19 protein-coding genes, 1 tRNA gene and 1 CRISPR repeat array are annotated in these 24,743 nt (G+C 59.1%); of the genes, 10 read left to right on the forward strand and 10 right to left on the reverse strand.

Annotated elements, in window-relative coordinates; genetic code table 11:
• Positions 1–142: 142 nt before the first annotated feature.
• The 7 genes from NB311A_RS01825 to cas2 are packed head-to-tail and all read left to right on the forward strand — an operon-like array spanning position 143 to position 7,856.
• On the forward strand, positions 143–2,422 hold the full coding sequence (locus tag NB311A_RS01825) for a CRISPR-associated endonuclease Cas3'' (protein ID WP_009796703.1): 2,280 nt from the start codon (positions 143–145) through the stop codon (positions 2,420–2,422).
• A 57-nt stretch (positions 2,423–2,479) separates the two neighbouring features.
• Positions 2,480–3,145, forward strand: coding sequence for a type I-C CRISPR-associated protein Cas5c (gene cas5c, locus NB311A_RS01830; RefSeq protein WP_040673754.1), 666 nt, complete (start codon positions 2,480–2,482; stop codon positions 3,143–3,145).
• A complete protein-coding gene (cas8c, locus tag NB311A_RS01835; protein ID WP_009796705.1) occupies positions 3,142–4,884 on the forward strand; it encodes a type I-C CRISPR-associated protein Cas8c/Csd1 in 1,743 nt (580 codons plus the stop codon). Before cas5c ends, cas8c begins: the two co-directional genes overlap by 4 nt.
• Positions 4,885–4,896: 12 nt before the next feature.
• Positions 4,897–5,850 carry a type I-C CRISPR-associated protein Cas7/Csd2 gene (gene cas7c / locus NB311A_RS01840; RefSeq protein ID WP_009796706.1) on the forward strand — a complete coding sequence of 318 codons (954 nt, stop codon included), beginning with the start codon at positions 4,897–4,899 and terminating at the stop codon, positions 5,848–5,850.
• A gap of 7 nt (positions 5,851–5,857) precedes the next feature.
• The gene (cas4, locus tag NB311A_RS01845) at positions 5,858–6,526 is read left to right on the forward strand and encodes a CRISPR-associated protein Cas4 (protein ID WP_009796707.1); all 669 of its coding nucleotides are present in this window, start codon (positions 5,858–5,860) and stop codon (positions 6,524–6,526) included.
• Positions 6,523–7,557, forward strand: a complete 1,035-nt coding sequence (gene cas1c / locus NB311A_RS01850; protein ID WP_009796708.1) for a type I-C CRISPR-associated endonuclease Cas1c — start codon at positions 6,523–6,525, stop codon at positions 7,555–7,557. Before cas4 ends, cas1c begins: the two co-directional genes overlap by 4 nt.
• An 8-nt stretch (positions 7,558–7,565) precedes the next feature.
• Positions 7,566–7,856 carry a CRISPR-associated endonuclease Cas2 gene (gene cas2 / locus NB311A_RS01855; protein ID WP_009796709.1) on the forward strand — a complete coding sequence of 97 codons (291 nt, stop codon included), beginning with the start codon at positions 7,566–7,568 and terminating at the stop codon, positions 7,854–7,856.
• A gap of 187 nt (positions 7,857–8,043) precedes the next feature.
• Positions 8,044–10,198: a CRISPR direct-repeat array (repeat unit 32 nt; unit sequence GTCGCGCCCCTCGCGGGCGCGTGGATCGAAAC).
• A gap of 603 nt (positions 10,199–10,801) precedes the next feature.
• Here cas2 and NB311A_RS01860 read toward each other — a convergent pair.
• The 7 genes from NB311A_RS01860 to NB311A_RS01890 form a co-directional block, all read right to left on the reverse strand.
• Complete coding sequence (locus NB311A_RS01860; protein WP_009796714.1) at positions 10,802–12,049, reverse strand: MFS transporter; 1,248 nt, start codon at positions 12,047–12,049, stop codon at positions 10,802–10,804.
• 118 nt (positions 12,050–12,167) lie between these two features.
• Positions 12,168–12,542 carry a hypothetical protein gene (locus NB311A_RS01865; protein WP_009796715.1) on the reverse strand — a complete coding sequence of 125 codons (375 nt, stop codon included), beginning with the start codon at positions 12,540–12,542 and terminating at the stop codon, positions 12,168–12,170.
• A gap of 32 nt (positions 12,543–12,574) precedes the next feature.
• Positions 12,575–15,694 carry an efflux RND transporter permease subunit gene (locus NB311A_RS01870; RefSeq protein WP_009796716.1) on the reverse strand — a complete coding sequence of 1,040 codons (3,120 nt, stop codon included), beginning with the start codon at positions 15,692–15,694 and terminating at the stop codon, positions 12,575–12,577.
• Between the two features lie 8 nt (positions 15,695–15,702).
• Entirely contained in the window at positions 15,703–17,394 is a 1,692-nt protein-coding gene (locus NB311A_RS01875) for an efflux RND transporter periplasmic adaptor subunit (RefSeq protein ID WP_009796717.1), read from the reverse strand.
• Between the two features lie 51 nt (positions 17,395–17,445).
• Positions 17,446–17,880 (reverse strand): hypothetical protein, encoded by a 435-nt coding sequence (locus NB311A_RS01880; RefSeq protein ID WP_040673755.1) that lies wholly within the window; start codon positions 17,878–17,880, stop codon positions 17,446–17,448.
• 534 nt (positions 17,881–18,414) lie between these two features.
• A tRNA-Glu gene (locus tag NB311A_RS01885) sits at positions 18,415–18,489 on the reverse strand.
• 53 nt (positions 18,490–18,542) lie between these two features.
• The gene (locus tag NB311A_RS01890) at positions 18,543–18,875 is read right to left on the reverse strand and encodes a hypothetical protein (RefSeq protein ID WP_009796719.1); all 333 of its coding nucleotides are present in this window, start codon (positions 18,873–18,875) and stop codon (positions 18,543–18,545) included.
• Here NB311A_RS01890 and NB311A_RS01895 point away from each other — a divergent pair.
• A complete protein-coding gene (locus NB311A_RS01895) occupies positions 18,874–19,929 on the forward strand; it encodes an RluA family pseudouridine synthase (RefSeq protein WP_009796720.1) in 1,056 nt (351 codons plus the stop codon). The two genes, NB311A_RS01890 and NB311A_RS01895, sit on opposite strands and share 2 nt — an antisense overlap.
• 213 nt (positions 19,930–20,142) lie before the next feature.
• Positions 20,143–21,042 (forward strand): RNA polymerase sigma factor RpoH, encoded by a 900-nt coding sequence (rpoH, locus tag NB311A_RS01900; RefSeq protein ID WP_040673773.1) that lies wholly within the window; start codon positions 20,143–20,145, stop codon positions 21,040–21,042.
• A gap of 98 nt (positions 21,043–21,140) precedes the next feature.
• On the opposite strand, the gene NB311A_RS01905 is transcribed toward rpoH, so the two are convergent.
• Positions 21,141–22,361, reverse strand: coding sequence for a GGDEF domain-containing protein (locus NB311A_RS01905; RefSeq protein ID WP_009796722.1), 1,221 nt, complete (start codon positions 22,359–22,361; stop codon positions 21,141–21,143).
• A 478-nt stretch (positions 22,362–22,839) separates the two neighbouring features.
• A complete protein-coding gene (locus NB311A_RS01910; RefSeq protein ID WP_009796724.1) occupies positions 22,840–23,193 on the reverse strand; it encodes a PRC-barrel domain-containing protein in 354 nt (117 codons plus the stop codon).
• 362 nt (positions 23,194–23,555) lie between these two features.
• Here NB311A_RS01910 and NB311A_RS01915 point away from each other — a divergent pair, with 362 nt between their 5' ends.
• Complete coding sequence (locus NB311A_RS01915) at positions 23,556–23,816, forward strand: hypothetical protein (protein ID WP_040673757.1); 261 nt, start codon at positions 23,556–23,558, stop codon at positions 23,814–23,816.
• A gap of 58 nt (positions 23,817–23,874) precedes the next feature.
• Here NB311A_RS01915 and nadC read toward each other — a convergent pair whose 3' ends face one another.
• Complete coding sequence (gene nadC / locus NB311A_RS01920) at positions 23,875–24,738, reverse strand: carboxylating nicotinate-nucleotide diphosphorylase (RefSeq protein ID WP_009796727.1); 864 nt, start codon at positions 24,736–24,738, stop codon at positions 23,875–23,877.
• Between the last annotated feature and the right edge of the window lie 5 nt (positions 24,739–24,743).

The following is a 24,743-nucleotide window of genomic DNA, read 5'->3' on the forward strand; positions in this document are numbered from 1 at the left end:
GGCAGGTACTAAGGCGCGTCTCAGGCTGATCGTCTTGCGGCTGTCCCATACTTTGCTACTCTCTACGCGGAGAGTCGGCACCAGAGCGTTAGCTCATGGGTTTGAATTTTGATTTCCAACGGTGTATCGAATCTGGGATCGTATGTTCTTTGCTCATTCGCTGGAAGATCAGAATCTGGACTTGTGGCAGCCGCTAGCCGAGCACTTGGAAGCTGTATCTCGGTTGACTTCACAGCGCTCAGAAAAGTTTGGCGCTGGCCGTTTGGGCGCGGTCATTGGATTACTTCACGACCTAGGCAAATATTCGCGTGAGTTTCAGGACTATATCAGTGGAAAAGGGCCAAGCCCAGATCACGCAACAGCCGGCGCCTGCGAAATCAGGAAATCTGAAGCTGCAACTTCGGCAGATCGACTCGCGGTTCTGATCGGAGCTTACTGCATCGCAGGTCACCATTCCGGCTTGCCTAATTGGTTGGGTGACCGTGCGTTGTTGGAACGGCTTGGAAAGCGAATTCCGACAGTGGATCCGATTTGGCAGAAGCAGGTTTCGCATGATGCGTACAGCGACTTGCTCCCGAAACTAATGCCATATCGCCATAAAGGCGAGGTCGATAAAAGTAGAGTAGCTTTTCAGCTTGCGCTGTTTGGACGGATGTTATTTTCCTGCCTTGTCGATGCCGATTACCGTGATACGGAGGAATTCTATTCGCGCGCTGAAGGCGAGCGCATCGACCGGGAATGGCCTAACCTGACAGCGATTATTACGGATCTCATAGATCGTTTCGACGTGTATATGAAGGATTTGCCGGCCCGCGCAGGTGATATGCCTCTCAGCGTCTCGCGAGCCCAAATTCTTGCTCATGCGCGAGGCAAAGCTGGACTTCCACGTGGCGTGTTTACGCTCGACGTGCCGACTGGCGGCGGAAAGACGCTCGCCTCGCTAGGATTCGCGCTCGACCACACTAAAATTCACGGTATGGACCGGATCGTCTATGGTATCCCGTTCACATCGATCATCGATCAGACCGTCGAAATATTCCGCAACGTACTCGGCCACGATGTTGTTCTGGCGCACCATTCTGCGATCGAGGACGAGCGCCAAGATCGCAGACTCGAGAACGAGGAGGGCGAGCGGTTTGCCCGCGACAAAATGCGGTTGGCGATGGAGGACTGGGCGGCTCCAGTCGTCATTACCACTAATGTGCAACTCTTTGAGAGTTTGTTCGCCAGTCGCACGTCACGCTGCCGCAAACTGCACAACCTTGTGAATTCCATAATCATTCTTGACGAAGCGCAAACTATTCCGAGGCCGTTGCTGCGTCCTTGTGTCGCTGCGCTTGATGAGCTTGTCCGCAATTACGGGTGCAGCGTTGTGCTCTGTACTGCCACCCAGCCGGCCTTGGGTGAGCCTCGCTTCAAGGGCGGTTTCAACCTCTCTAAGGATCGCGAGCTTGCGCCAGATCCGGATAAACTGGCGACGGAACTGCAGCGCGTCCGTCTTGTGTATGGCGGCGACATGGACGATACGGCGCTCGTCGGTGCGCTCGCACGCACGGAGCAGGGGCTCGTGATTGTCAACAGTCGCAAGCATGCCCTTGCGCTCTACTGGGCCGCCGAATCGGCCGGGCTTGAGGGCATCATGCATTTGAGCACGCGCCATTATGCGGTGCACCGCCGCGAGATTCTTGAAAAAGTGAGACATGCACTGAAGACCGGTGCGCCCTGCCGTCTGATTGCGACCTCACTGATCGAGGCCGGCGTGGACATCGATTTCCCGAAAGGCTGGCGCGCCGAAGCCGGCCTCGATCAGATAGCGCAGGCAGCGGGGCGGGTAAACCGCGAGCGGACGCGCTGGCTCGACGAGAGTACCCTGACGGTATTTCGCGCCCCCGACTATCCACCGCCACCCGAGATCAGGAGCCTGTCCGGCGACATGGCGCGCATGATGCATAAACATGACAACCTGTTCTCACCTGCCGCCATTGAGGATTTCTTTGGCGAAGTTTATTGGCGCGCGAGTCCGCAAGGACTGGATGCCAAATCGATCTTCGACGATTTTAAGATCGGCGGTGGCATAGTCGATTTCTCCTACCGCACTGTCGGCGAAAAATTCCGCATGATCGAAATCGGCATGGTACCGGTCATTGTCCCGGGTGACGACAAGGCAAGCGAATTGATCGAAAAACTGTCCATCCCGCAAATTTCATCGGGTGCGATTGCGCGCGAGCTTCAGCCCTACATCGTGCAAGTACCGCCTAAGGCCCGCGAGCGGCTGATCGCCTGCAGCCGCGCGATGTTCGCCGCACCGAAATTGCGTCTCGACCAGTTCGCGGTACTCACCGACACTCAGTTGTATCGGCAAGATGTCGGTCTTCTCTGGGAGGACGCCGATTATTTGTCGGCCGAGGAGCTTATTTGGTAGTGGAATATATACTCCTATTAGGTATTTCGCTCTAATACCATTAGCGAGGAGATTGCGTTGTACGGCGTTCGCTTGAAGGTGTGGGGCGACCACGCATGTTTTACCCGACCCGAGATGAAGGTCGAGCGCGTCTCCTATGATGTGATGACGCCGTCCGCTGCGCGGGGAATCCTCGAAGCAATCCACTGGAAGCCGACGATCCGTTGGGTGGTTGACCGAATTCATGTGCTCAAGCCGATCCGTTTCCAGTCGATCCGTCGTAACGAGGTCGGCAGCAAGGCGTCTGCGAGCAAGATCAAAACCGCGATGAACCGCGGTACTCTCAAAGGCTTGCACCTGCTCGCTGATAAGGACCGTCAACAGCGCGCCTCGACCGTTTTGGCGGACGTGGCTTATGTCATCGAGGCAAATTTCCAATTGACGGTGAAATCCGATGCCAATGAAAAAGAGGGCAAGCATCTCGACATCTTCAACCGCCGTGCCGCTCGCGGCCAGTGTTTCCATCAGCCCTGTCTCGGCACCCGGGAATTCGCCGCAAAGTTCGAGCTGATTCCCGCTGATGCACCGCTACCTGTGGCGATCGACGAAACCCGCGACCTCGGCTTCATGCTGTGGGACATTGATCATGCGGCGAAAGGAAAGCCGTCCCTGCTGTTTCGCGCGCACCTCGATCGCGGTGTTGTGAACGTGCCGGCGCCCGCCTCTTCGGAGATCAGGCGATGAGCATTCTTGCAGCGCTGGCGAAGGCTTATGATCGCATCAAAGACGCGCCGCTGTTTGGCTACTCGGCGGAAAAGATTGGATTTGTTATATCGCTGAGCGATGATGGTGCGGTGGTCAGTGTGACTGATCTACGGAGTGAGGATAGGAAGAAATCACATCGCCTTATGCAGGTGCCTCAGCCTAGCAAGAAGTCGGTGAATATTTCACCGAATTTTCTTTGGGGAAACACATCATATACTCTCGGTATCACGGCCAGGGACGATAAGAAGTCGAAGCGTCTGGCTGACGAGCATGCAGCTTTTGTCAGGCACCACCTCGAAGCATTAAATCACGCCGATGATGTTGGTCTGGTTGCTCTGCGCCGTTTTCTTGAACATTGGACGCCAACGCAATTTGCAGATCTACATTGGCCAGATGAAGTGAGGGATCAGAATGTCGTTTTTGCACTCGAAAGCGAGCGTCGGAATAATGTCTATTTGCACGACCGTCTCGCTGCGAAATCGCTTTGGGAGAAGTTGAATTCACCAGAAGAAGCGGCAAAGGCCGTCTGTCTGATCAACGGCGACGAAGCGACAATTGCGCGGCTGCATCCATCGATTAAGGGCGTGTGGGGTGCTCAATCATCAGGTGCCTCAATCGTCGCCTTCAATCAGGAATCCTTTGAGTCTTACGGACACGAACAGGGTGACAATGCTCCGGTTTCCGAGGCCGCCGTATTTCGATATACTACCGCGCTTAATGCGTTTCTCGCAAAGGGCAGCCGCAACCGTATCCAGATCGGCGATGCATCGACAGTGTTTTGGGCGGATGCGTCCGATGCTGCCACGGCGGAAATGGCGGAAGATGCCTTCGCCGCGATGTTCGAGGAGGTGAACGAGGAGGTCGAAACCCGCAAGGTTGGCGATATTCTCGAACGCATCCGCAAGGGGCAGCCCTTGAAAGAGGCCGCGCCAGAGCTTTCGCGAGGTGTGCGCTTTCATGTCCTTGGCCTTGCGCCGAATGCCGCGCGGCTATCGATCCGCTTCTGGTTCGACAATGATTTTGGGGTGTTGGCCGAAAACTATCAGCAGTTTGTCGCCGACATGCAGATCGAGCCGCCGCCCCGAGAGCCTAATCCACCGTTGTGGCGCTATTTGATCGAGACGGCTGTGCTCGGCAAACGCGAGAACGTGCATCCCAACCTCGCCGGCGAATGGATGCGCTCCATTCTGACGGGCGCGGCCTATCCGCAGCCCCTTCTTGCGACGGTCCTGATGCGGATCCGCGCTGATGGCGAGGTCAACGCCTTGCGAGTTGCCATTCTCAAAGCGCTCGTCATTCGCAATTTCAAGAACGAAAGGGAGGCTTCCGTGTCGCTCGACCTAGAGAACAAAAACAAAGGCTATCTGCTGGGGCGCTTGTTCGCTGCCTACGAGTACGCACAGGCAAGGGCACTAGGCGACAAGATCAACGCGACAATTAAGGACAAGTTTTACGGTGCCGCCTCTGCTCAGCCGCGCAAAGTCTTTGCTATTCTGGAGAAGAATTCGGCCAATCATTTGTCTAAGGTCGGGAGGACCTCTATCGGCTCGCTTAGGTTCCTGCAAGATGCGATTGGCGGCATCATGGAGCAGATGTCGCCGGGCGATGAGCCTTTCCCCGCCTCGCTCTCGGCCCAGGAACAGTCGCTGTTCGGGCTCGGGTATTACCATCAGCGAAACGAATTCTTCAAACCCAAAACGAACCAACCGGCTGACTAGAAGGACTATCCGATGACCGCGCTCGCTAACCGCTATGATTTCGTGCTGCTGTTCGATGTAATGAGGGGGAACCCGAACGGCGACCCGGATGCCGGTAATCTCCCGCGGCTCGATCCCGAGACCAATCACGGTCTGGTTTCGGATGTAAGTCTCAAGCGCAAGGTACGAAACTACATCGAATTCGCCAGGAATGGCGTCGCTGGTTTCAACATCTACGTTCAGGAAGGAGCCATCCTGAACGAGCAGCATCGCAAAGCCTATTTGGCGGTGCGCCCCGGCGACGACAAGGTGGCCAAGGACACCAAGCTCAATCCGAAGAGCGAGGATGAGGCCGCTCGTCTGCGCGACTTCATGTGTCGCAATTTCTTCGATGTCCGTGCCTTCGGCGCGGTGATGTCAACTGGCATCAACGCCGGTCAGGTGCGCGGACCGGTGCAAATGACTTTTGCCCAGTCGGTCGAACCGATCGTGCCGCAGGAAATCACCATTACCCGCATGGCGGCGACCACTCCAGCGGAAAAGACCCTGCGTGCCGAAGGTCAGGAAGAGGGCAACGACCGGACCGACAACCGCACCATGGGCCGCAAATACATTGTGCCTTACGGCCTCTATCGCTCCCACGGGTTCGTCTCGGCCAAACTCGCCGAGCGGACGGGTTTTTCCGACGCCGATCTCGATGCGTTGCGCGAGGCGCTCACCTCGATGTTCGAGCACGATCGCTCGGCGGCGCGCGGCGAAATGGCGATGCGAAAGGCAATTGCCTTCAAGCATGCCAATCCGCTCGGCAATGCGCCGGCCCACGAGTTGTTTGACCGGGTGAAGGTCGGCCGCGGCGTCGATGACGAGTTCCGCAAGATCGACCGCCGCCTCGACAATCTGCCGCCTGCGCGAGAGTTCGCAGACTACGCGATCGAGATCGACCGCAACGAGCTGCCGGAGGGGGTGGAGATCGAGGAGTGGGCGTGAGGCGGTCATGGTCGCGCTGGAGCTCGACAGTCCCATCCCCATCTCCGCGCTTCAGCACGCGGTCTATTGCCTGCGTCAGGCAGCGCTCATCCATATCGAGCGCGTCTGGGCCGAAAACCGTCTTACCGCCGAGGGCCGCGTCTTTCATGGCGTGGCCCACGAGGCGGGCTCGCGCAAAAGCCGCGGCGTGCGCCGCGTCAATGCGCTGCCGCTCGCCTGCAAACGCCTCAACATCGTCGGTGTCGCGGACGTGGTCGAATTCCACGCCGGCCCGGACGGCGAGACCGCTTTTCCCATCGAATACAAGCGCGGCAAACCGAAGCTGCATCGCGCCGACGAAGTGCAGCTCTGTGCGCAGGCGCTCTGCCTTGAGGAAATGACGGACCGTCCAGTGCGCACGGGTGCGCTGTTCTACGGCGAGACAAAGCGCCGAGTTGTCGTTTCGTTCGACGCCGAGTTACGCAAGCTCACCGAAGGCACGGCCATTGTCTTCGGTGCTCTTGTGGGCGAAGGCCGCACACCGCCGCCGGTGTGGAAGGCGAGCCGTTGCCGCGCCTGTTCGCTGGTTGAGCTGTGCCGGCCACAGGCTATGACGAAATCTGCGTTGAGTTTCCGCCAGCGCGCCATCGCGGCGGCGTTTGCGTTGGGATCTGCGGCCGACGAGCCCACGTCATGAAGAAGCTGCTCAATACGCTCTATGCCACGACCGAGGCCGCAAGATTGCGCAAGGACGGTGAGAACGTCGTCGCCGATGTTGATGGCGTCGAGCGTGGCCGTGTACCGCTACACATGCTGGGCGCAGTCGTTGTGTTCGGGGCAATATCTGTGTCCCCACCGCTGATTGGTGCGTTGGCTCGGGCTGGCATCACGCTGGTGCTGCTCGACCGGCAGGGACGCTTCGAGGCGCGCGTCGAGGGGCCGATCAGCGGTAATGTGCTGCTTCGCCGTGCACAGTATCGAGCCTCCGAGCAGCCGGACGAGATCGTGCGCAGCATCGTCTCTGCGAAGATTGCGAATCAACGCTCCGTGCTGCTGCGCGTTTTGCGGGATCATGGCGAGGAAATGCCCTCCGAACGTTGCTCCGCGATTAGAGCGGCTGTTGACCGTATGGAACAGATTTTACGTCGGGTCGCCTTCACGAAGGAGGGAGCCGACGTTATGCGCGGTGCGGAAGGGGAGGCGGCGAACAATTATTTTGCGGTGTTCGGCGATCTGATCCGCGGGCCCGATCCCGACATTCGCTTTAACGGCAGGAGCCGGCGGCCACCACTTGATCCGGTGAATGCGCTGTTGTCGTTCCTTTACACGCTGCTCACGCACGACTGCCGCAGCGCTGCGGAAAGCGTCGGCCTCGATCCGGCTGTGGGTTTTCTGCATCGCGACCGGCCGGGACGACCGAGTTTGGCGCTCGACCTGATGGAGGAATTGCGGCCGGTGCTGGCCGATCGGCTCGCGCTGTCACTCATCAATCGGCGTCAAGTGCGCAGTGGCGATTTTGAGACACGTGACGGCGGCGCGGTGCTGTTGTCTGAAGTGGGTCGCAAGACGGTGCTGACCGCTTGGCAAGACCGTAAGAAAGAGGAACGTAGGCATCCATTTCTGGACGAAATGGCACCATTTGGGTTGGTGCCTTACTTGCAGGCGCAGCTTCTCGCTCGGCATTTGCGTGGTGATCTTGATGCTTACCCTCCCTGGTTTTGGAAATAGGAAGCCAGATGTTGGTGGTTGTGACCTACGACGTTAGCTTGACACAGCCTGGCGGTGCACGACGCCTCCGCCGCGTAGCACGAGCATGTCAGGATTATGGTCAGCGGGTGCAGTTCTCGGTGTTCGAAATTGAAGTCGATCCGGCGCAGTGGGCCGCACTTAAGGCCCGGCTCGAAGGCGTGATTGATCCCACACATGACAGCTTGCGCTATTATTACCTCGGAGCCAATTGGCATCGCCGGGTCGAACATGTCGGAGCCAAAGCCGCCGTGGATCTAGGCGGTCCGCTCATCGTGTGAGAGTAAGCGCGAAACACAAGCGTGCCACCATTTCCCGGGTGGTTCGCGACTACGGTAGCTGTTTGAAATCGTAAAAAGAATCCATTTGATGCTTGGTTGCATCCCGGGTGTAGTAGCTTCATTGGCCGTAGTTTCGCGCCGCTGGCAGTATTTCCCAAGATCGTGAGCCGTGTTAAGCGACGCCGGGGTCGCGCCCCTCGCGGGCGCGTGGATCGAAACTGGCAGCATGTTGAGGCCCTGATCATTGTACTGCGGTCGCGCCCCTCGCGGGCGCGTGGATCGAAACTTGCGAGAAAACTCACCAGACTGACGCTCCCACAGGTCGCGCCCCTCGCGGGCGCGTGGATCGAAACTGCTAGACCAGAGATGGGGTGACCTTTACCCCGAGTCGCGCCCCTCGCGGGCGCGTGGATCGAAACATTGTCTAACGTTGCGTAAATCATTGTCTTGCTCGGTCGCGCCCCTCGCGGGCGCGTGGATCGAAACTCCCATATGGGCAGACACTAAGCCGCACGACCTAGTCGCGCCCCTCGCGGGCGCGTGGATCGAAACCCGATCTTCCTCGGTCGTCCCACCATGATCCAGAGTCGCGCCCCTCGCGGGCGCGTGGATCGAAACGCGAACTGCGAGAGTTTGAGCGCAGAACGAGAGGTCGCGCCCCTCGCGGGCGCGTGGATCGAAACACGATGGAAAACAACGTATGGGCGCGGACCTATTGGTCGCGCCCCTCGCGGGCGCGTGGATCGAAACCAAAAAGGAAGTGGTTGGGGGCGAAAGGCGGGAAGTCGCGCCCCTCGCGGGCGCGTGGATCGAAACATCGCTTGAGCAGTGTGCATGAAGGAAAAAACAAGTCGCGCCCCTCGCGGGCGCGTGGATCGAAACTGAGGAACGCCACCAAGTATGACGCCTCGTTTATCGGTCGCGCCCCTCGCGGGCGCGTGGATCGAAACGTCCGTTCGGGCATCCAGGAAAGTGCGAGCACCGTCGCGCCCCTCGCGGGCGCGTGGATCGAAACTAGACGCGTATTACGCCGCATGGCTCTATGATGGTCGCGCCCCTCGCGGGCGCGTGGATCGAAACGATTTCACGTTCCTGTTCCGGCGTGATGTCGTAGTCGCGCCCCTCGCGGGCGCGTGGATCGAAACATCAACGCAATGGCAGAGAGCCTTTCAGAGCGTCGTCGCGCCCCTCGCGGGCGCGTGGATCGAAACTCAACCGCGAATCTCTGAGTGTGAACGTACACAAGTCGCGCCCCTCGCGGGCGCGTGGATCGAAACACTGGTGTCGTTGGCTGAATATCTCGATGACAAAGTCGCGCCCCTCGCGGGCGCGTGGATCGAAACAAACGCCACAAGGCGGGCAGTAGATGGAGCTAGGCGTCGCGCCCCTCGCGGGCGCGTGGATCGAAACGTGGTGACGCTCGATCTCGCGTGGATCTGGTCCGGTCGCGCCCCTCGCGGGCGCGTGGATCGAAACTTTGCTGGGGAGGGTTGACAGGCATTAGGGGAGGGTCGCGCCCCTCGCGGGCGCGTGGATCGAAACCACGTAACCCACAACTCGCTGTCTTCCTCGCGCAGGTCGCGCCCCTCGCGGGCGCGTGGATCGAAACCTGACACGAGAGGAACATCACGAGTCCCGCTTGAAGGTCGCGCCCCTCGCGGGCGCGTGGATCGAAACGATGCTTAAGCTAAAGCTGTCCCCGGATGATGTCAGGGTCGCGCCCCTCGCGGGCGCGTGGATCGAAACACCCATGACATCCAGCGCGCGCCTTCGATCTTAGGGTCGCGCCCCTCGCGGGCGCGTGGATCGAAACAGCCTTACGTGCTGCTCCAACTGCGGGATAGTCGTCGCGCCCCTCGCGGGCGCGTGGATCGAAACTTCTCCTTCTCCGGACCGGCGAGACGGCGGACAGGGTCGCGCCCCTCGCGGGCGCGTGGATCGAAACAAATTCGCACGGTTCGTCTACGTGGTGATTGCCGGTCGCGCCCCTCGCGGGCGCGTGGATCGAAACCAGCTTGAAGGAAATGCCGTGTTTCTTCGCGAGGGTCGCGCCCCTCGCGGGCGCGTGGATCGAAACTGGTAGCCGCTCGTTCCCGCAGCCTCTCAATCAGGTCGCGCCCCTCGCGGGCGCGTGGATCGAAACAGTTTGACGCGGCGGGCAATTTGCGATTCCGGCATGTCGCGCCCCTCGCGGGCGCGTGGATCGAAACTTGAATGAGGGCTATGAGATGGTCTCCGCACTGCCGTCGCGCCCCTCGCGGGCGCGTGGATCGAAACGTCGTATTTGTCAACGGTGCGCACGCGCTGCGCGTCGCGCCCCTCGCGGGCGCGTGGATCGAAACAAGCGCGCTCCGGGAACGCGAGAAGCCCATCACATTGGGGTACGGTAACGCCCATGACATCCAGGGTTGCAACTCCCTGCCTATCGTCATGGAGCAATGGGTAAAAACTTGGCGGCCGTCCGGAGATTCGTCTCGCCATTGCTCGACGCTTTCCGAAGATTGGCGAAGAGCGAAACTTCGTAGCCAGGGCGAACTTGCAAAATCGGAACCGCCCGAAGCCAACAACAATTGGCTCGGCATCCGAACAGAGCAATACGTAATGGGATATGGAGAGCTTGGTTCCTTCCACGCGCAACCCCCTCGATAGATCGAGCGCCGCGCAGAGTTTGGACGGAAACCGTCTGATCGGGGAGTCTGCCTATCCCCTGGAGCGAGACTAGATCATAGGCGCGCTTGGATTCAAGACCGGGTCGCCCGATCGGAAAAATATTTCAGTGCTCTCTGTCGGAGTCTTTTTGGAGCCTAGCTAGCGGTGGCCTTATTTGAAGATGCCCGCGTAAGCAGGACAAAAAAACCGCTATGCAAAGCTTGAATAGCCCGAGAGGAGCGATTTGTGAGGGCATCGTTGGACCAACTCTCTAGGACGCATCGGCATGATGAGGATCATAAGGTGACGTCAGGATTATTTTCGATGACCTCCGGCTCGTTCGCGGGCCACATCAGCGAGGCTCCTGTGACGCCGACAAGGGTTACGACCGCTAGTACGAGCGCCGTGAAAGATAGGCTAGCCGTCTCGCCGAGCCAGCCCGCCAGCGGATAGGTCAGAAGCCAGCACGCATGTGATAACGCGAACTGGGCGGCGAATACAGCAGGTCGGTCGGAGGTGTCCGCCGAGCGGCGGAGCAGCCGCCCGGTCGGTGTCTGCACTGCGCTGTAGCCCGCTCCCATCAGCGCCCACAGTCCAAGCAATAGCAGCCACAGGCTTTGTGAAGCGTTGCCGCGCAATATGGCGGAGAGGATCACGAGCTGAGGGATCAGCAGACCAGCGGCGGAAATCATGACAGCGCGATCCGGCAGCCGGTCCAGCATGGACGGTAACAGCAGGGCTGCGAACATCGATCCGCCGCCAAAACAAGCCAAAGCGATCGCGACATCCCCATCCGGCCGCCCCAGAACTCCGCGCACTAGAACGACTGTATTGACGATGACCATGGCACCAGCCGCAGCCACTGAGAGATTCAAAGCGAGCAGTCCGCGCAAGCGAGGCGTCGCTAGATAGATGCGGATGCCGCGTGCGATTTTGTTGCGAAAGGATTGACCGACACTCGCTGCTGTACTCTCAGGAGAGGGGAGTTGCACCGACAGGACCAGCAGGGCTGAAAACAAGAAACCGATGACGGTGCCGGCGAACAAGGCGTTGAAAGAAATTACCGTCAACAGCGCAGCGGCCAGCGCCGGACTGAGAAGGTTCTCGAGATCATAGGCAAGACGAGACAGCGACAGAGCACGGGTGTAGTCGCCTTCATCCGGAAGCACATCCGGGACGGTAGCCTGAAATGTGGGCGTAAACGCCGCTGAGGCGGCTTGTAGCAGGAAGATCAAAAGATAGATCTGCCAGACCTGCGTTGCGAACGGCAGTGCGATTGCAACCGATGCTCGGATCAAATCCATGGTCACGAGAAATGAGCGGCGCGGCACATGACCTGCAAGGCTGCCGGCGATTGGGGCGATGCCGACATAGGCTATCATTTTGATGGCAAGGGCAGTGCCGAGCACGGCTCCCGCCCTGTCGCCAGCAATTTCGAAAGCCAGTAGCCCGAGTGCCACGGTCATCAGACCCGTGCCGATCAAGGCGATGACTTGCGCCGCGAAAAGGTGCCGATAGATGCGGTTGGCAAGTATCGACAGCATTTTGTACCAATGAGGTTAATCTGGGATGTCGTTCTCTCTCGTCGTTGGTCTTACTTTATTCGGGACCGTCCGAACGACAGCCACGTTGGCTAACGACGGTCCCTCAGATCATTGGCGATCATTCGACCGTATATCGGGCGGTTAGGGAATGACCATGCACGTTGCCCGAGAATACGACGCGAGCCTGCGCTGCAAGTTCGGTCTCGGTCTTGCCGACCATCATGTTAGGATTAAGTGGCTTGAGCTGCACGGTGATAGTCTTGCCATCTTGCTGGATCGTTGCGCGGCCCTTCATCTCCTTGGTCGGCAAAGGCGATCCATCGTCGTCACCGACATAGAAAATGACCTCCTCGCCGTTGTGAACGAACTCGATTGGATGGCCCTGCGAGGTGACGAGGGGGCCGCCATGATCCCCCTTCTTCGTCTGGGCCATTGCCGGATCGAACGAGGCTGTCATCACGGAGATTATGGCCAGAAAACCGTACTTGAGCATCGCATTTCTCCCTTAGCGTTTTTGAGCCGATTTCAGAAAGCTTCCGCTAACCTGGAAGTTGCGGCGTGCTCGGCCAGAAGGCGACTCAAGGGCTTCCGGCCGAACAATAGGAACAGGATCGGCGTCACGACGGTGTCGAGCGCCGTTGCGCTCAGCAGGCCGCCGAAGATCGTGACAGCGACGGGATGGAGGATTTCCCGACCCGGCTCGTCGGCGCTGAGCAGCAATGGCGTCAGGGCGAGCCCCGCGCAAAGCGCCGTCATAAGAACGGGCGTCACGCGTTCCAGACTGCCCCGCACGATCAGGCGGCGGCCGAAGCGTTCACCCCCGTGCACAGCAAGATTGACGTAGTGAGATATTTTCAAAATCCCGTTGCGGGCCGAGATGCCTGCGAGCGTGATGAAGCCGATCATGGAGGCGACCGACAATGGCTCACCCGTGATGGTCAACGCGATCACGCTACCTATCAACGCCAGGGGGATGCCACCCATGATGATGAAAGCCAGCGCAGCCGATCGGTATCGACCGTAAAGAACGATGAAAATTATCGACAGCGACACCAACGACAAAACCCCGATCCGCCACGTCGCTTCCTCCTGCGCCTTGAACGCCCCCTCAAGGTTGGTCGTATATCCCTGCGGGAAACTGATCTCGGCCAGGGCACGCCGGATGTCTGACGCGATCTCGCTCATGTCACGACGGCCGTCGCCGTTTCCGTAAACGACGATTCTGCGTTGCGTACCTTCCTTTTGGATCTGGTTTGGCCCATCGGTTTCGATGACCTTTGCGAGCTCCTTCAAGGGAATGAATCCGGACAGCGTCGGGATCAGGAGATCCCGGAGACCACTGGTTGACCTGTCCTGATCGGACAGGCGCATGACAACGTCGAAACGCCTGTTACCATCGACGATTTGCGACACCTTGCGGCCGTTTGAAAGGGTATCTAATGCCTGGGTAATGGAGGCGGGGGTGAGACCGTGAAGTGCCGCACGCTCATAATCGACTTGGATCCGAACCTGCGGAATGAGAACCTGTTTCTCCACCTGGAGATCGACCAGCCCGGAGATTGGTGACAACCGCTGGCGGGTGGTTTCCGCCAATTGGCGCAGCGTATCGAGGTCTTGCCCATAGATCTTGAGGACGATCTGGGCGCGAACGCCGGACTGCAAATGATCAAGCCGATGGCTGATTGGCTGTCCGATTGCGACGGAGGCGGGTAAGGCTGACAGTTTGTCCCGGATGTCAGCGTAAATTTCGGTCTTGGGTCGCTTCGACGGCGCGAGATCGACGTCGATCTCGCTGTAATGAACTCCTTCCGCATGTTCATCGAGTTCGGCGCGGCCGGTTCGGCGTCCGACTGATTTTACCTCCGGCACCCGTGACAGAAGCTGTTCGGCCAAAAGGCCGAGACGGTTCGACTCCACCAGCGAAATTCCCGGATTGTACTGAAGGGACAGCACCAGCGTGCCTTCGTTGAATGGCGGGAGGAACCTGCGTGGCAACATCACCGCGGCATATCCGGCGACCAGAACCGCGATGCTGACTGCGCCGAGAACGAGTCTCCAGCGATCGAACGCCCAGGCGAGAAGCCGCCGATTGCCTTGCTTCAGCGTTCGCACGACGATGCTGTCGCGCGCGCGGGAATGAGCCTTTCCAGCGAGCAGATAGTAGGAGAGGACGGGTGTAACGGTCACCGACGTCAGCAAAGACGCCAATATGGAAACGATGTAGGCGATGCCGAGTGGGGTGAACAGCCGCCCCTCGGTTCCGGGAAGGGCGAACAATGGCACAAAAACCAGGACTGTAATCATCGTCGCATAGACGATGCCGGAGCGGACCTCCTGGCTCGCTTGCGCGATTACGTCGAGAACGGGCCGGGGATTTCGCTGCGCGCGGTTCTCCCGTAGCCGTCGCAGGATATTCTCGACGTCAACGACTGCGTCATCGACCAGTTCGCCAATCGCAATCGCAAGGCCGCCCAACGTCATGGTGTTGATAGTGAGCCCGAAGGCGAAGAAAACCAGAGCGGTCACCAGGATCGATATCGGGATGGCCGTTAGCGACACGAAGGTCGCGCGTGCGTTGACGAGGAAAACGAAGAGGATCAAGGCGACAACGATCGAAGCCTCGACCAGGACTCGCTCGACATTGCGGATAGAGGTCTCAATGAACGTGGCCTGCCGGAATTGGACGTTGGTGACGGAGATTCCAGCAGGCATCGTGAGCTGCAAGTCTCGCAGTGTGGCTTCGATCTCACGAGTCAACGCCACGGTATCCGCTGCGGGTTGCTTCTGAACGCTCACGATGACGGCTGGCTTGCCATTGTAGCCGGCATCGCCTCGCTTGACGCGCGGAGCAAAATCGACCCGCGCCACTTGCTTCAGCAAAATGGGCTGATGATCGAGCCCCGCAACAACGGTATTGCCAAGGTCGTCGATCTTCCTTGTTAGCCCCACGTTCCGGATCAAAAATTCCCGGCCGTGCTGATCGATGAATCCGCCGCCGGTGTTTGTTCCGAAGCGGGTGACAGCTCGCTCGATCTGTTCGTGTGTGACGCCGAGCCCCTGCATCGTCATAACGTTCGGTGTCACCCGGTATTGCCGGACCTCGCCGCCGATGGGAATGACCTGAGCGACGCCCGGAATGGCGAGCAACCGCGGCCTGACCACGAAATCGGCGATCTCGCGCACGTCCATCGCCGACGCCTTGCCCTCCGTGGTGAGCGCGATCAACATGATCTCGCCCATGATGGAGGTGACCGGACCCATTCGTGGATTCACGGAGGTCGGCAATTGCTCGCGGATCAGCGCGAGGCGTTCCGAAACGAACTGGCGCGCCCGGTAGACATCGACGCCCCAATCGAATTCAACGTAAACCACCGAAAGTCCGACGCCGGAGACTGAACGGACGCGGATGACGCCTGGCATTCCGTTCATCGAGGTTTCGATTGGAAACGTCACGAGTTGCTCGACTTCTTGCGGGGCAAGCCCCTCCGCCTCGGTCAAGATATTAACTGTCGGTCGGTTGATATCCGGAAAGACGTCGATCGAGATGCGCGTAAGCACGAACAGGCCGTAAGCGATCAGGACTGCCGCTGCTGCCAGTACGAACAGGCGATTGCGCAAACTCGTCTGCACGATGAGCTTGAACATGATGGCTCCTAGCGGATCTGGTTGATGAGGTCCGCGCCGCGCACGACGACACGATCGGAGGCATTAAGGCCAGCTGCGACGATTATGTTTTTGGCATCGAGCGGCTCGATCCGGACGGGTTTTGGCTCGAAACGTTCAGGGGCGACATGCACCCAGACAACGCTCTCGCCGTTGTTGGTCTGGACCACGGCGTCGCGCGGAAAGATCAGACCCTCCTTCGCCCTGCCGCCCTGGACGAGCACGGTGACAGGTTGACCGATACGAAGGCTCGACGGGGGCTGCGGAATGGAGAAGTGAACCACCGACGCGTGCTGCCTCAGCGCGCGGCTGGTTCCGAGATAAGACAAAAGAAACGAGGTGCCGTCCGAATCTGACGCCGTCGCTTGGACAGGACCCGCGGGATCAAGCTCGTCGTAGGCCAATGCTTCGACCCAGAGTCCTTGAGGATCGGCGATTTCGAACAGAACGTCTTGCGGCTGCACGACCTGACCAGGCACCGCCTTGGCCGCTGTGATGATGCCATCGGTCGATGCCCGCAAAAGCTCAAAGCCACCACGAGAGTTACGCATGGTCTCGCGTCGGGCCCGCAATCCTGCCAGTTCACTCTCAAGATCGTGGAGTTGACCCATCGGCGCGGCGCCGCGTTCAGCCAGCGGACGGAGGCGATTAATCTTGGTTTCAGCGAGCGCGATGAATTGCTCGATTTCCCCCATCTTCTCGGAAATCGTCGTGCGGTCTGCCACGGGCAGATAAGGTTCGATCCGGAGAAGCGTTTCTCCCTTGGTGACTTTCTGCCCGATCCGCGGCAACGTTCCGTTGTTGGGGACGATGCGGCCGCCGTAGAGGCTTTGGACAATGCTGCTGCGGTTTGGATCGCCGATAATACGGCCGATCAAATTAAATGCTGGCCGCGCAGTTCCGGGTTCGGCGGTAGCCGTGCGGATATCCAGTAGGCGCTGCGTCGGCTTGGCAGCAAACGCGGTGCCGTCCGAGAGCCGTCGGGGGGCGTCGCTTTGAGCTTGTAGCTGTGGCGTGCTGGGCGACATTCCCGCGTTCTGCCATCCGGCGGATGCGACGGCCGCCAGAAACAAGCAAGCTCCAGATGTCAGCCCGGCGATGGAGGCCGCGTTGCGCCGTCCCCGACGTCTCAGATAACCGAACAGAATACCAATTATGCTTCCCGCTAGAAGAAGGACTGCCAGTGTCCCCATCGGGGAAATCCGTGTCGAATTGTGCCGCGTGTTCGGTTGGATCGGCTGAGAGGGCATGAAGGAATCGACGAGCAGGTCGTCACCCTTTCCACCACTGATCGCGAAGATCACCTCCGTCGATCCGGAATGGCCCAGATCAGGAAAGGGAATTGTATAGCCGTTCGGGCCGCGCTTGGCTTCGACCGCTTCGAAATCGCCGATCGTGACCTGCAAGTTGACATCCGTGACAGGTTGGTTGGACACAGCGTCATCGATAAAAATCAAAAAACTGCCGTTCTTCAGGATACCGACGATTTCGTAGCGTGCGGATTGCGCCGTCACCCGAGGAAACACAGACGAGGCGGCTGCCGATTTTTGATCGTCGCCATGATCGTGCCCCTCATGGGCTATCGAAACGGAAATACTGAGCACCAAGGCAAACAGACAGCCAAATCCAATGGCCCCAAGCCTTGCGAACTGCCCACGCGGGCAGCATTGATTCAGGAACATTCAAAACCCCTTCAGACATGCGATTTTGCAGCAGCCGAAAGGCCGCCCGGACTACGCGATGCTGGGGGTACTTGGCGGGCGGATCAGAGCGGCCGGATCGATGCCGTCGGCGCGCTCCGATGGAGGCAGTTGGACAAAGCCGACGAACCCAGTTGGATCAGACAAAATGGGTGCAGTCGGAATGGTAACGGACATGCAAAATAATATGCACAACAACGGTGCGAAGTCGCCATCATGGTGACGATCGGCCTGACTGTGAACATGGCCCTCGGCGATGTCACCATGGTGGACATGCACGTGGCCTGCGAGGTGGCCGTGGTAGTGCATAGAACCGCTCAGGACAACCGCCGGCTCAGGTAGTACGCCAGCGGCGGCCGACACCTGAGAAATCGACATCATCATAGTCTGAACCAAAAGCGTACCTACCGCCAGGAACATCATCATCCTGGCGAGAGGGAGAAACTTGAGGTGCCGCTTGTGGTTCATTGCCCTCAAACTAGGAGAGAATGGAGCCGCAAACAAGGTGCCGCCTTAATGCACAAGCGCGTGTCGCCTCGCGCGTGTCGTCTCGCCCTTGTCGTATAGCCGGAGGAATGCAACGACTAAAAATTGGATCCAGCCCCTGACGGGACTCATCGTCTCCAAGATGACCATGATCCGACGCTGACGGGCGCGAGGCGGTGCAGTTTGCTCTCGACAAGAGCCCGAGTGACGAAGATACCCGGGTGCTTCGTGTGATGCTCGAGGGCGGGCGGACCGAGGATCAAGCGCGCGCTGGTGGCCCCCAAGAACGCTGCATTTACGAGAGGCCGGTCTCCGCGCAAGATGGCTCGACCTGATCACGAACGGTTCGCGACACCATTCCTGGCGGCTCTGTTGAAAATCTCCCGAGGAGCCAGTCGCCCAAATTGCAAAACTGAATCGTTTGCTCGTGGAATAGTAGTTCACGGTCGTTCGCCGATGCTTATTCGACTGATATTCGACGATATCCGCGAAATCTCCGTAAGTTATTGATTTTACTGGCGCTCCCTAGGGGAATCGAACCCCTGTTTCAGCCTTGAGAGGGCCGCGTCCTAACCGCTAGACGAAGGGAGCGTATGAACAGGCAATAACCTCGAAATCGCTACGCTGCAAGGTGTCTCCCGACATCAAGGCTCGCGTGCGAAACTCAGCGTTCCGGCCGATCGCAACGTACGTAAGTCGAACATTCGTATCTGGATGGAGCCGCCGAGATCGAGGGTCACCACGAGGCGGTCATCCGCGACCGCAGTTGCGACGATCTTGGCATCCTTTGGCAGGGTCGCGGTGACGTCGGCCGCCGGCCTGCTTCCCTCGACGCGGAAAAAGCGATAGCCGATAGCAACCAAAACGGCCGCCACGGCGAGGGCCGTGGTCAGACCAGCGACCAACATCATCCGCCGAACCCGCGCGAACAGCACGGCCTGTTCCGGCGTCGGTTCAGGGTTCAAAGGCTCGGTCATGCAAGGCTCGGCTCTCAAAGGTTCACCATCGGATCAGAGGCTGGACGTCGTTGTCACCGGTAACGAGGGGTCGGCGCGCCTTGACCGCGTCCTTGCCGTTCACAGCCCCGATCTATCGCGATCACGCTTGAAATCCCTGATTCTCGCCGGCCACGTCAGTGTTGTGAAAAAAGCGTCTGCTGCGGAGCGGACGAGCGGTCCACCCTCTGTTTCCGACCCCGCTTATCATGTCGCTCCGGGAGATACGATCACAATCCGCGTGCCGCCGCCAATATCGGCCAAACCGCAAGGGGAGGCCATCGCACTGGATATCGTTTACGAGGACAACGATCTCATCGTCATCAACAAGCCCAAGGGTCTGGTGGTTCATCCCGGAGCGGGCCACCAGGCCGGAACGCTGGTCAACGCTCTCATTGCGCATTGCGGCGGGAGCCTGTCCGGCATCGGCGGCGTCTGCCGGCCCGGCATCGTGCATCGGCTCGACAAGGACACCACCGGCCTGATGGTGGCTGCCAAGAATGACGCCGCACACAAGTCACTGAGCACGCAGTTCGCGGATCACGGACGCACGGGAGCGATGCGGCGCGGTTACCTGGCTTTTGTCTGGGGACTGCCGAACCGCCCCCACGGCACCATCGACGCTCCGATAGACCGGCACCCTTACGCACGCGAAAAAATGGCCGTACGCGCAGGCGGGCGGGAAGCGATCACCCATTGGGATGTAGTGCAGGCCTTTGATGATCCGGCCGGTAAGTCGGTGGCGGCCCTTCTCGCCTGCCGGCTCGCCACCGGCCGCACACACCAGATTAGGGTTCATCTCGCCCATGCCGGCCATCCTCTGATGGGAGACGGCGTCTATGGATCGCATTTCAGGACCAAGGCCAATCATCTGGGCCCGCGGGCCGCGGCTGCCCTGAGCGCTCTCGGGCGGCAGGCCCTTCACGCGTCCCTTCTCGTCATCGAACATCCCCGGACTGGAGAAATTCTGCGCTGGGAAACGGGTCTGCCGGAGGACCTGGCCTTGCTTCGATCGGCCTTAACGGCGGCGGAATGACGCAATTTCCGAAAAAGAACAAGTATAAGAGAGGCTTGGGATGTGATCACGAAAACGTAATCACTTTTTGTTCTTCTTTTTTTGCCTCGCTTCGTATATGCTGCACCTGCGTTGAACATCCAACGCGGAACATCGCAGCGTGGTCGGCTTTAACAAGGGACTGCCTGCCGGGCTCGCCGCTGTCGGGAGCCTGAACCAGTGGAGGGCGCAATCATGGCCCGTACTGCTACCCTACCGGTGCTCAATGGAGAGTCCGGACTTTCTCGTTATCTTGCGGAAATCCGCAAATTCCCGATGCTGGAACCGCACGAGGAATACATGTTCGCCAAGCGTTTGCGCGAACATGACGACCGCGACGCGGCGCATCATCTGGTGACCAGCCACCTGCGGCTCGTGGCGAAGATCGCCATGGGCTATCGCGGCTACGGCCTGCCGATATCCGAAGTTGTTTCGGAAGGCAACGTCGGCTTGATGCAGGCGGTAAAGCGATTCGAGCCCGAGAAGGGTTTTCGCCTCGCCACATATGCGATGTGGTGGATCAAAGCGTCAATACAAGAGTATATCCTGCGTTCGTGGTCGCTCGTGAAGATGGGCACAACCGCGAACCAGAAGAAACTGTTCTTCAATTTGCGGAAGGCGAAGAGCAAGATCTCCGCGCTTGATGAAGGCGATATGCGTCCGGATCAGGTCAAGCTCATCGCCAGGCGTCTCGGCGTTACGGAACAGGACGTTGTCGACATGAACCGCCGCCTCGGTGGCGATGCATCGCTCAATGCTCCGATCCGTGATGATGGCGAAGCCGGCGAATGGCAGGACTGGCTGGTCGATCAGTCGCCCACTCAGGAAGCCGTCATGGCTGAACACGAGGAGTTCGATCATCGTCGTCGCGCATTGACCGGCGCAATGGGCGTGCTTAATCCGCGCGAGCGCCGCATCTTCGAGGCCCGACGCCTCGCAGATGAGCCGATGACGCTGGAGGATCTCGCTGCCGAGTTCAATGTGTCGCGCGAACGCGTGAGACAGATCGAGGTTCGCGCCTTCGAGAAGGTGCAGTCAGCGGTGAAGACTACGATCGCACAGCAAGAACAAGCTGCCATGGAGGCCGCCCGCTAAAGGGGGAGCCTCCGTTCAAGAGATGAAAAAGGGCCGGCGCGGCGACGCCGGTCCTTTTTGTTTGCGATGCAGGAACGCGCGCCGGTCTCGACGGTGCCCTATGCTTTTTGATTCGACGGAATCTGTTGTGGCGGCAGCTCCGGGGCAAGCGGTGGTGCAATGTCCCCGCAGAACGCAAACCGGTTTTTTCCCTCGTTCTTGGCCGCATAGAGCGCACGGTCTGCAGCGGCGAGCAGACGCTCCGAACAAGCTCCGATCTCCCGGGTCCATTGAGCCAGACCGATAGAGGCCGCGATGGGAATATCGGCGCCGGTGCATCCGGCGGCGTCTTCGCGGCAGGTATTCAGCACGCGCCGCGCAATCTCCACGCCCTCTCCCAGCGTTGTGGAAGGTAACAAGACGCAGAATTCGTCGCCGCCAGTACGCGCCAGCAGATCGCCGGGCCGCAGCTGCATCTGCGTCATTAGCGTGAAATGCCGGAGGCAGGCGTCGCCGGCTGCATGACCGTGGGTGTCGTTGATCTGCTTGAAGCCGTCCAGGTCGGCCACGAGGATCACGAAGGATTCGCCGCTGCGCTGCGACATCGCGCATCTCTCCTCCAGCCGCCCGAGCAACTGTCGCCGGTTAGCAACGCCGGTGAGGTCATCCACAAGTGCAAGGTCGACAACCTCGTTGCGTAGTCGCTCAATCGCCATCAAAAGGAACGCGAAATTCCAGACCATCGACAGGAACACGAGGGCTAACGTCAAGGCAGCTTGAAGACCGTTGAAGTTGACGAACGATATTCCGCCGCCGATCTCGAAAACGGCGCAGACCGACCTGATCATGGTGATGCAGATGATAAGTACGCCAACAATTCCCGCGAGCCGGGCTGCCGAACTGATGTGGTCCTCCCCGCGCGACAGCACCAGTTTCAAGGTCATGGCGATCGGTGTGGCCTGAGCCGCGGAGTAGATGAAGATGCGCATCGGCATGTCGTCGCGCACATACTGGAAAAAGGAGACTCCGGCGACGGTCATACCGACTGTGATGAAAGTGGTTTGCCAGGAGACAGGTCGTTCGTAGAAGCGCCGGATTCCCATCGTGCAGAGGCAGATCGTGAAGATCACTCCGCCGCCGCCGATCACCAGGGGAAGCTCCAGGTCGACGTACCCGCGCAGTATGGATATTGCGGCAAAAAAAGCGGCGACGAAGGACGCCGCCGCCCAATAGGGTGCAGCCGCCAGCGTCGGATAGCTCCGCATGACGTAGGTCCAGACCAAACCCAACGCCAGGAAGTTCACAATGAACACGACCCACAGCGTCGGCACGCTCAGCATGTTAAATTTCGGAGCATGCGACGCCCCGCCTTCCCCGGTACTTTTTTACGACTTTTGACTTCCGGCAATGTGGACTGCAGCGATTAATGGAAGCTCTCCGCGACGAGAAGATCCTGAGCCATGGTTTTGAATTAATGAATGTCGGTGGCCTGTTTCAGGCGTAATCTTCTTGCTAGTCGCTCGCAAAAGTGTCGGATGTCAAAAGACGCCCTGTCGCACCGCTAAGCCGTTGGTTATGTTCTGGAGAGAGGTCTCAAAAAGCCCGCCGGTGAAGGGGGGACACCGACGGGCCAAGCGGACGAGGGATAGAGGCGTTAGCCCGTCCAGGCAGTTAATTCTTGCAGAGCAGCAAGGTTCCTAAATTTAGGCTGTCCGGCGACACGCGCAAGATTCCATCAAGCGGGCCGGCCAACAAGACCCAGAGGAGCGTTGAAGCAGCCATACTGAATCTGACCTGCTCGCTCCGAACGATGCCCGCTTACCCTGGACGTATCACTTCGTCGTTATAGTAGTCATCGAGCTCTGCACGGCGAGCTGTCCAATCGAACAGCTCGGAGCCATGCTTGGGAGCTCCTTTCAACCGATTTCCGCTAATGTCGCTGCGATAGCCGTCGAGTTCGGAGTCGTATCTGAGCAGCTTCCATGGCACCGGGTAATGATCGTCGCCCATACCGAGAAATCCGCCCACACTCAGCACAGCATAAGCCGGTTCGCCGCTGGACTTGTTGATCATGACGCACTCGATCGAACCTATCTTCTTATCTTCGGCACCATAGACGGCTTTCCCGGAATGCTTATCGCTCGAGATCAGGTTTTCAGTTCTTCCATCCATACCCATCAGCTTCTCCTTCCGTGGTGGGAAATAAAAGCATTCGCCATACCGAATGTTCCGAAATGCGGTTCATCAGCCGATTGTGGCGACATCGGACCGCGGAAGAACTCAAGACGTGGTCGTATTTCTTCGGATATTGCCGGATCATCTTGAGTGAGCGCGGTGGAGCGCTGACGGAAGGGGCGCGCAAGCGGTAAAATCTTTGCGGGAAGGGTTTGGACAGGGTTCCTTTTCTCGGGGAATGCGAGTAAAGATATATCTGTGATACATCAATTGAGAGGGGCGACCGGATTCGAAATCTGCCAACGGAGTTGCCTGCGGCTGGATTCAGAAGCTAGATTCACAAAAGGAAAGGCACGGCGATGGAAAGTATGAGCAAAGGTAGAGTCGTTATTATCGTTGCGCTGACGGGCATATTGCTGGCTACAGGCGTGTGGATGATTTCGATCTTGAATCAGACCGCCGGCGTCGAAATAGGAAAACATGGCTGGATTGCGTTGGGTCTTGGCACGTTCTTTTCGCTCGTCATCGGATGCGGATTGATGGTCCTGATGTTCATCAGCAGCCGCTACGGGCACGATGAAGCAGCGGATCCCTTTCGGAAACGGCCGCCTTCAAATTAAATCAGGCGTAAGCTCCGAGTCCGCGTCTCTGGCCACCTGAGCGACGCTCGACGTCGGATCAAGCGCTCGTCTGGTCTTTGAAATCGAGGCCGAAGTCGAGAATGCCGACGCTGTGCGTGAGCCAGCCGATCGAAATGAGATCGACGCCGGTTAAAGCAATCTCTGTGGCGGTTGCCGGCGTAATGCGGCCGGAAGCTTCGGTCACCGTCCGGCCTCGGGCCATCGCGACGGCCTCGCGGAGCATGTCGGCGCTCATGTTATCGAGCAGCACGGCGTCGACGCCCTGATCGAGTGCTTCACGCAGTTGATCGAGCGTATCCACTTCCAGCTCGATCTTGACGAGATGGCCGACGCTGTTCTTCGCGCGCTTCAGCGCTTCGGTTACGCTGCCGGCGATGGCAATGTGGTTGTCCTTGATAAGAACGGCATCGTCGAGACCGAACCGGTGGTTACTACCTCCGCCCGCGCGGACCGCGTATTTTTCAACAGCGCGCAACCCCGGCGTCGTCTTGCGCGTGCAGACTATTTTCGTGCCATGACCTTGAACCGCGGCAACAATCGATGCCGTCGCGGTGGCGATTCCGCTCAAACGGCACAGAAAATTCAATGCGACCCGCTCGGCTGTCAAAATCCCGCGCGCCCGACCCGACAAGGTCGCGATCACCTCACCAGGCTCGACGGTCGCACCGTCTTCGTGCTCCGCGTGCATCTGGATGGCCGGGTCCAGAAGTTCGAAAGCGAGCCGGGCAAGCTCGAGCCCGGCAACGGTGCCGTGCTGGCGAGCGACAATAAGGATCGTGGCACGGTGGCCAACGGGTACGATGGCGTCGGTCGTGAGATCGCCCGCGCGTCCGACGTCTTCAAGCAAGGCCATGCGAACCAGCGGTTCGATCATGATGCGCGGAAGGGCGGGGAGCGGCATTGTGA

The organism is Nitrobacter sp. Nb-311A (genome assembly GCF_000152905.1).
Taxonomy (GTDB): Bacteria; Pseudomonadota; Alphaproteobacteria; order Rhizobiales; family Xanthobacteraceae; genus Nitrobacter.

Coding starts and splice junctions, on each gene's coding strand:
- cas2 (WP_009796709.1), top strand. CDS start 7,566: ATGTTGGTGGTTGTGACCTACGACGTTAGCTTGACACAGCCTGGCGGT.
- NB311A_RS01905 (WP_009796722.1), bottom strand. CDS start 22,361: ATGCTGAGCGTGCCGACGCTGTGGGTCGTGTTCATTGTGAACTTCCTG.
- NB311A_RS01870 (WP_009796716.1), bottom strand. CDS start 15,694: ATGTTCAAGCTCATCGTGCAGACGAGTTTGCGCAATCGCCTGTTCGTA.
- cas7c (WP_009796706.1), top strand. CDS start 4,897: ATGACCGCGCTCGCTAACCGCTATGATTTCGTGCTGCTGTTCGATGTA.
- cas8c (WP_009796705.1), top strand. CDS start 3,142: ATGAGCATTCTTGCAGCGCTGGCGAAGGCTTATGATCGCATCAAAGAC.
- NB311A_RS01915 (WP_040673757.1), top strand. CDS start 23,556: ATGGAAAGTATGAGCAAAGGTAGAGTCGTTATTATCGTTGCGCTGACG.
- NB311A_RS01865 (WP_009796715.1), bottom strand. CDS start 12,542: ATGCTCAAGTACGGTTTTCTGGCCATAATCTCCGTGATGACAGCCTCG.
- NB311A_RS01890 (WP_009796719.1), bottom strand. CDS start 18,875: ATGACCGAGCCTTTGAACCCTGAACCGACGCCGGAACAGGCCGTGCTG.
- nadC (WP_009796727.1), bottom strand. CDS start 24,738: ATGCCGCTCCCCGCCCTTCCGCGCATCATGATCGAACCGCTGGTTCGC.
- NB311A_RS01880 (WP_040673755.1), bottom strand. CDS start 17,880: ATGAACCACAAGCGGCACCTCAAGTTTCTCCCTCTCGCCAGGATGATG.
- cas1c (WP_009796708.1), top strand. CDS start 6,523: ATGAAGAAGCTGCTCAATACGCTCTATGCCACGACCGAGGCCGCAAGA.
- rpoH (WP_040673773.1), top strand. CDS start 20,143: ATGGCCCGTACTGCTACCCTACCGGTGCTCAATGGAGAGTCCGGACTT.
- cas4 (WP_009796707.1), top strand. CDS start 5,858: ATGGTCGCGCTGGAGCTCGACAGTCCCATCCCCATCTCCGCGCTTCAG.
- NB311A_RS01860 (WP_009796714.1), bottom strand. CDS start 12,049: ATGCTGTCGATACTTGCCAACCGCATCTATCGGCACCTTTTCGCGGCG.
- NB311A_RS01910 (WP_009796724.1), bottom strand. CDS start 23,193: ATGGATGGAAGAACTGAAAACCTGATCTCGAGCGATAAGCATTCCGGG.
- NB311A_RS01825 (WP_009796703.1), top strand. CDS start 143: ATGTTCTTTGCTCATTCGCTGGAAGATCAGAATCTGGACTTGTGGCAG.
- NB311A_RS01895 (WP_009796720.1), top strand. CDS start 18,874: ATGCAAGGCTCGGCTCTCAAAGGTTCACCATCGGATCAGAGGCTGGAC.
- NB311A_RS01875 (WP_009796717.1), bottom strand. CDS start 17,394: ATGTTCCTGAATCAATGCTGCCCGCGTGGGCAGTTCGCAAGGCTTGGG.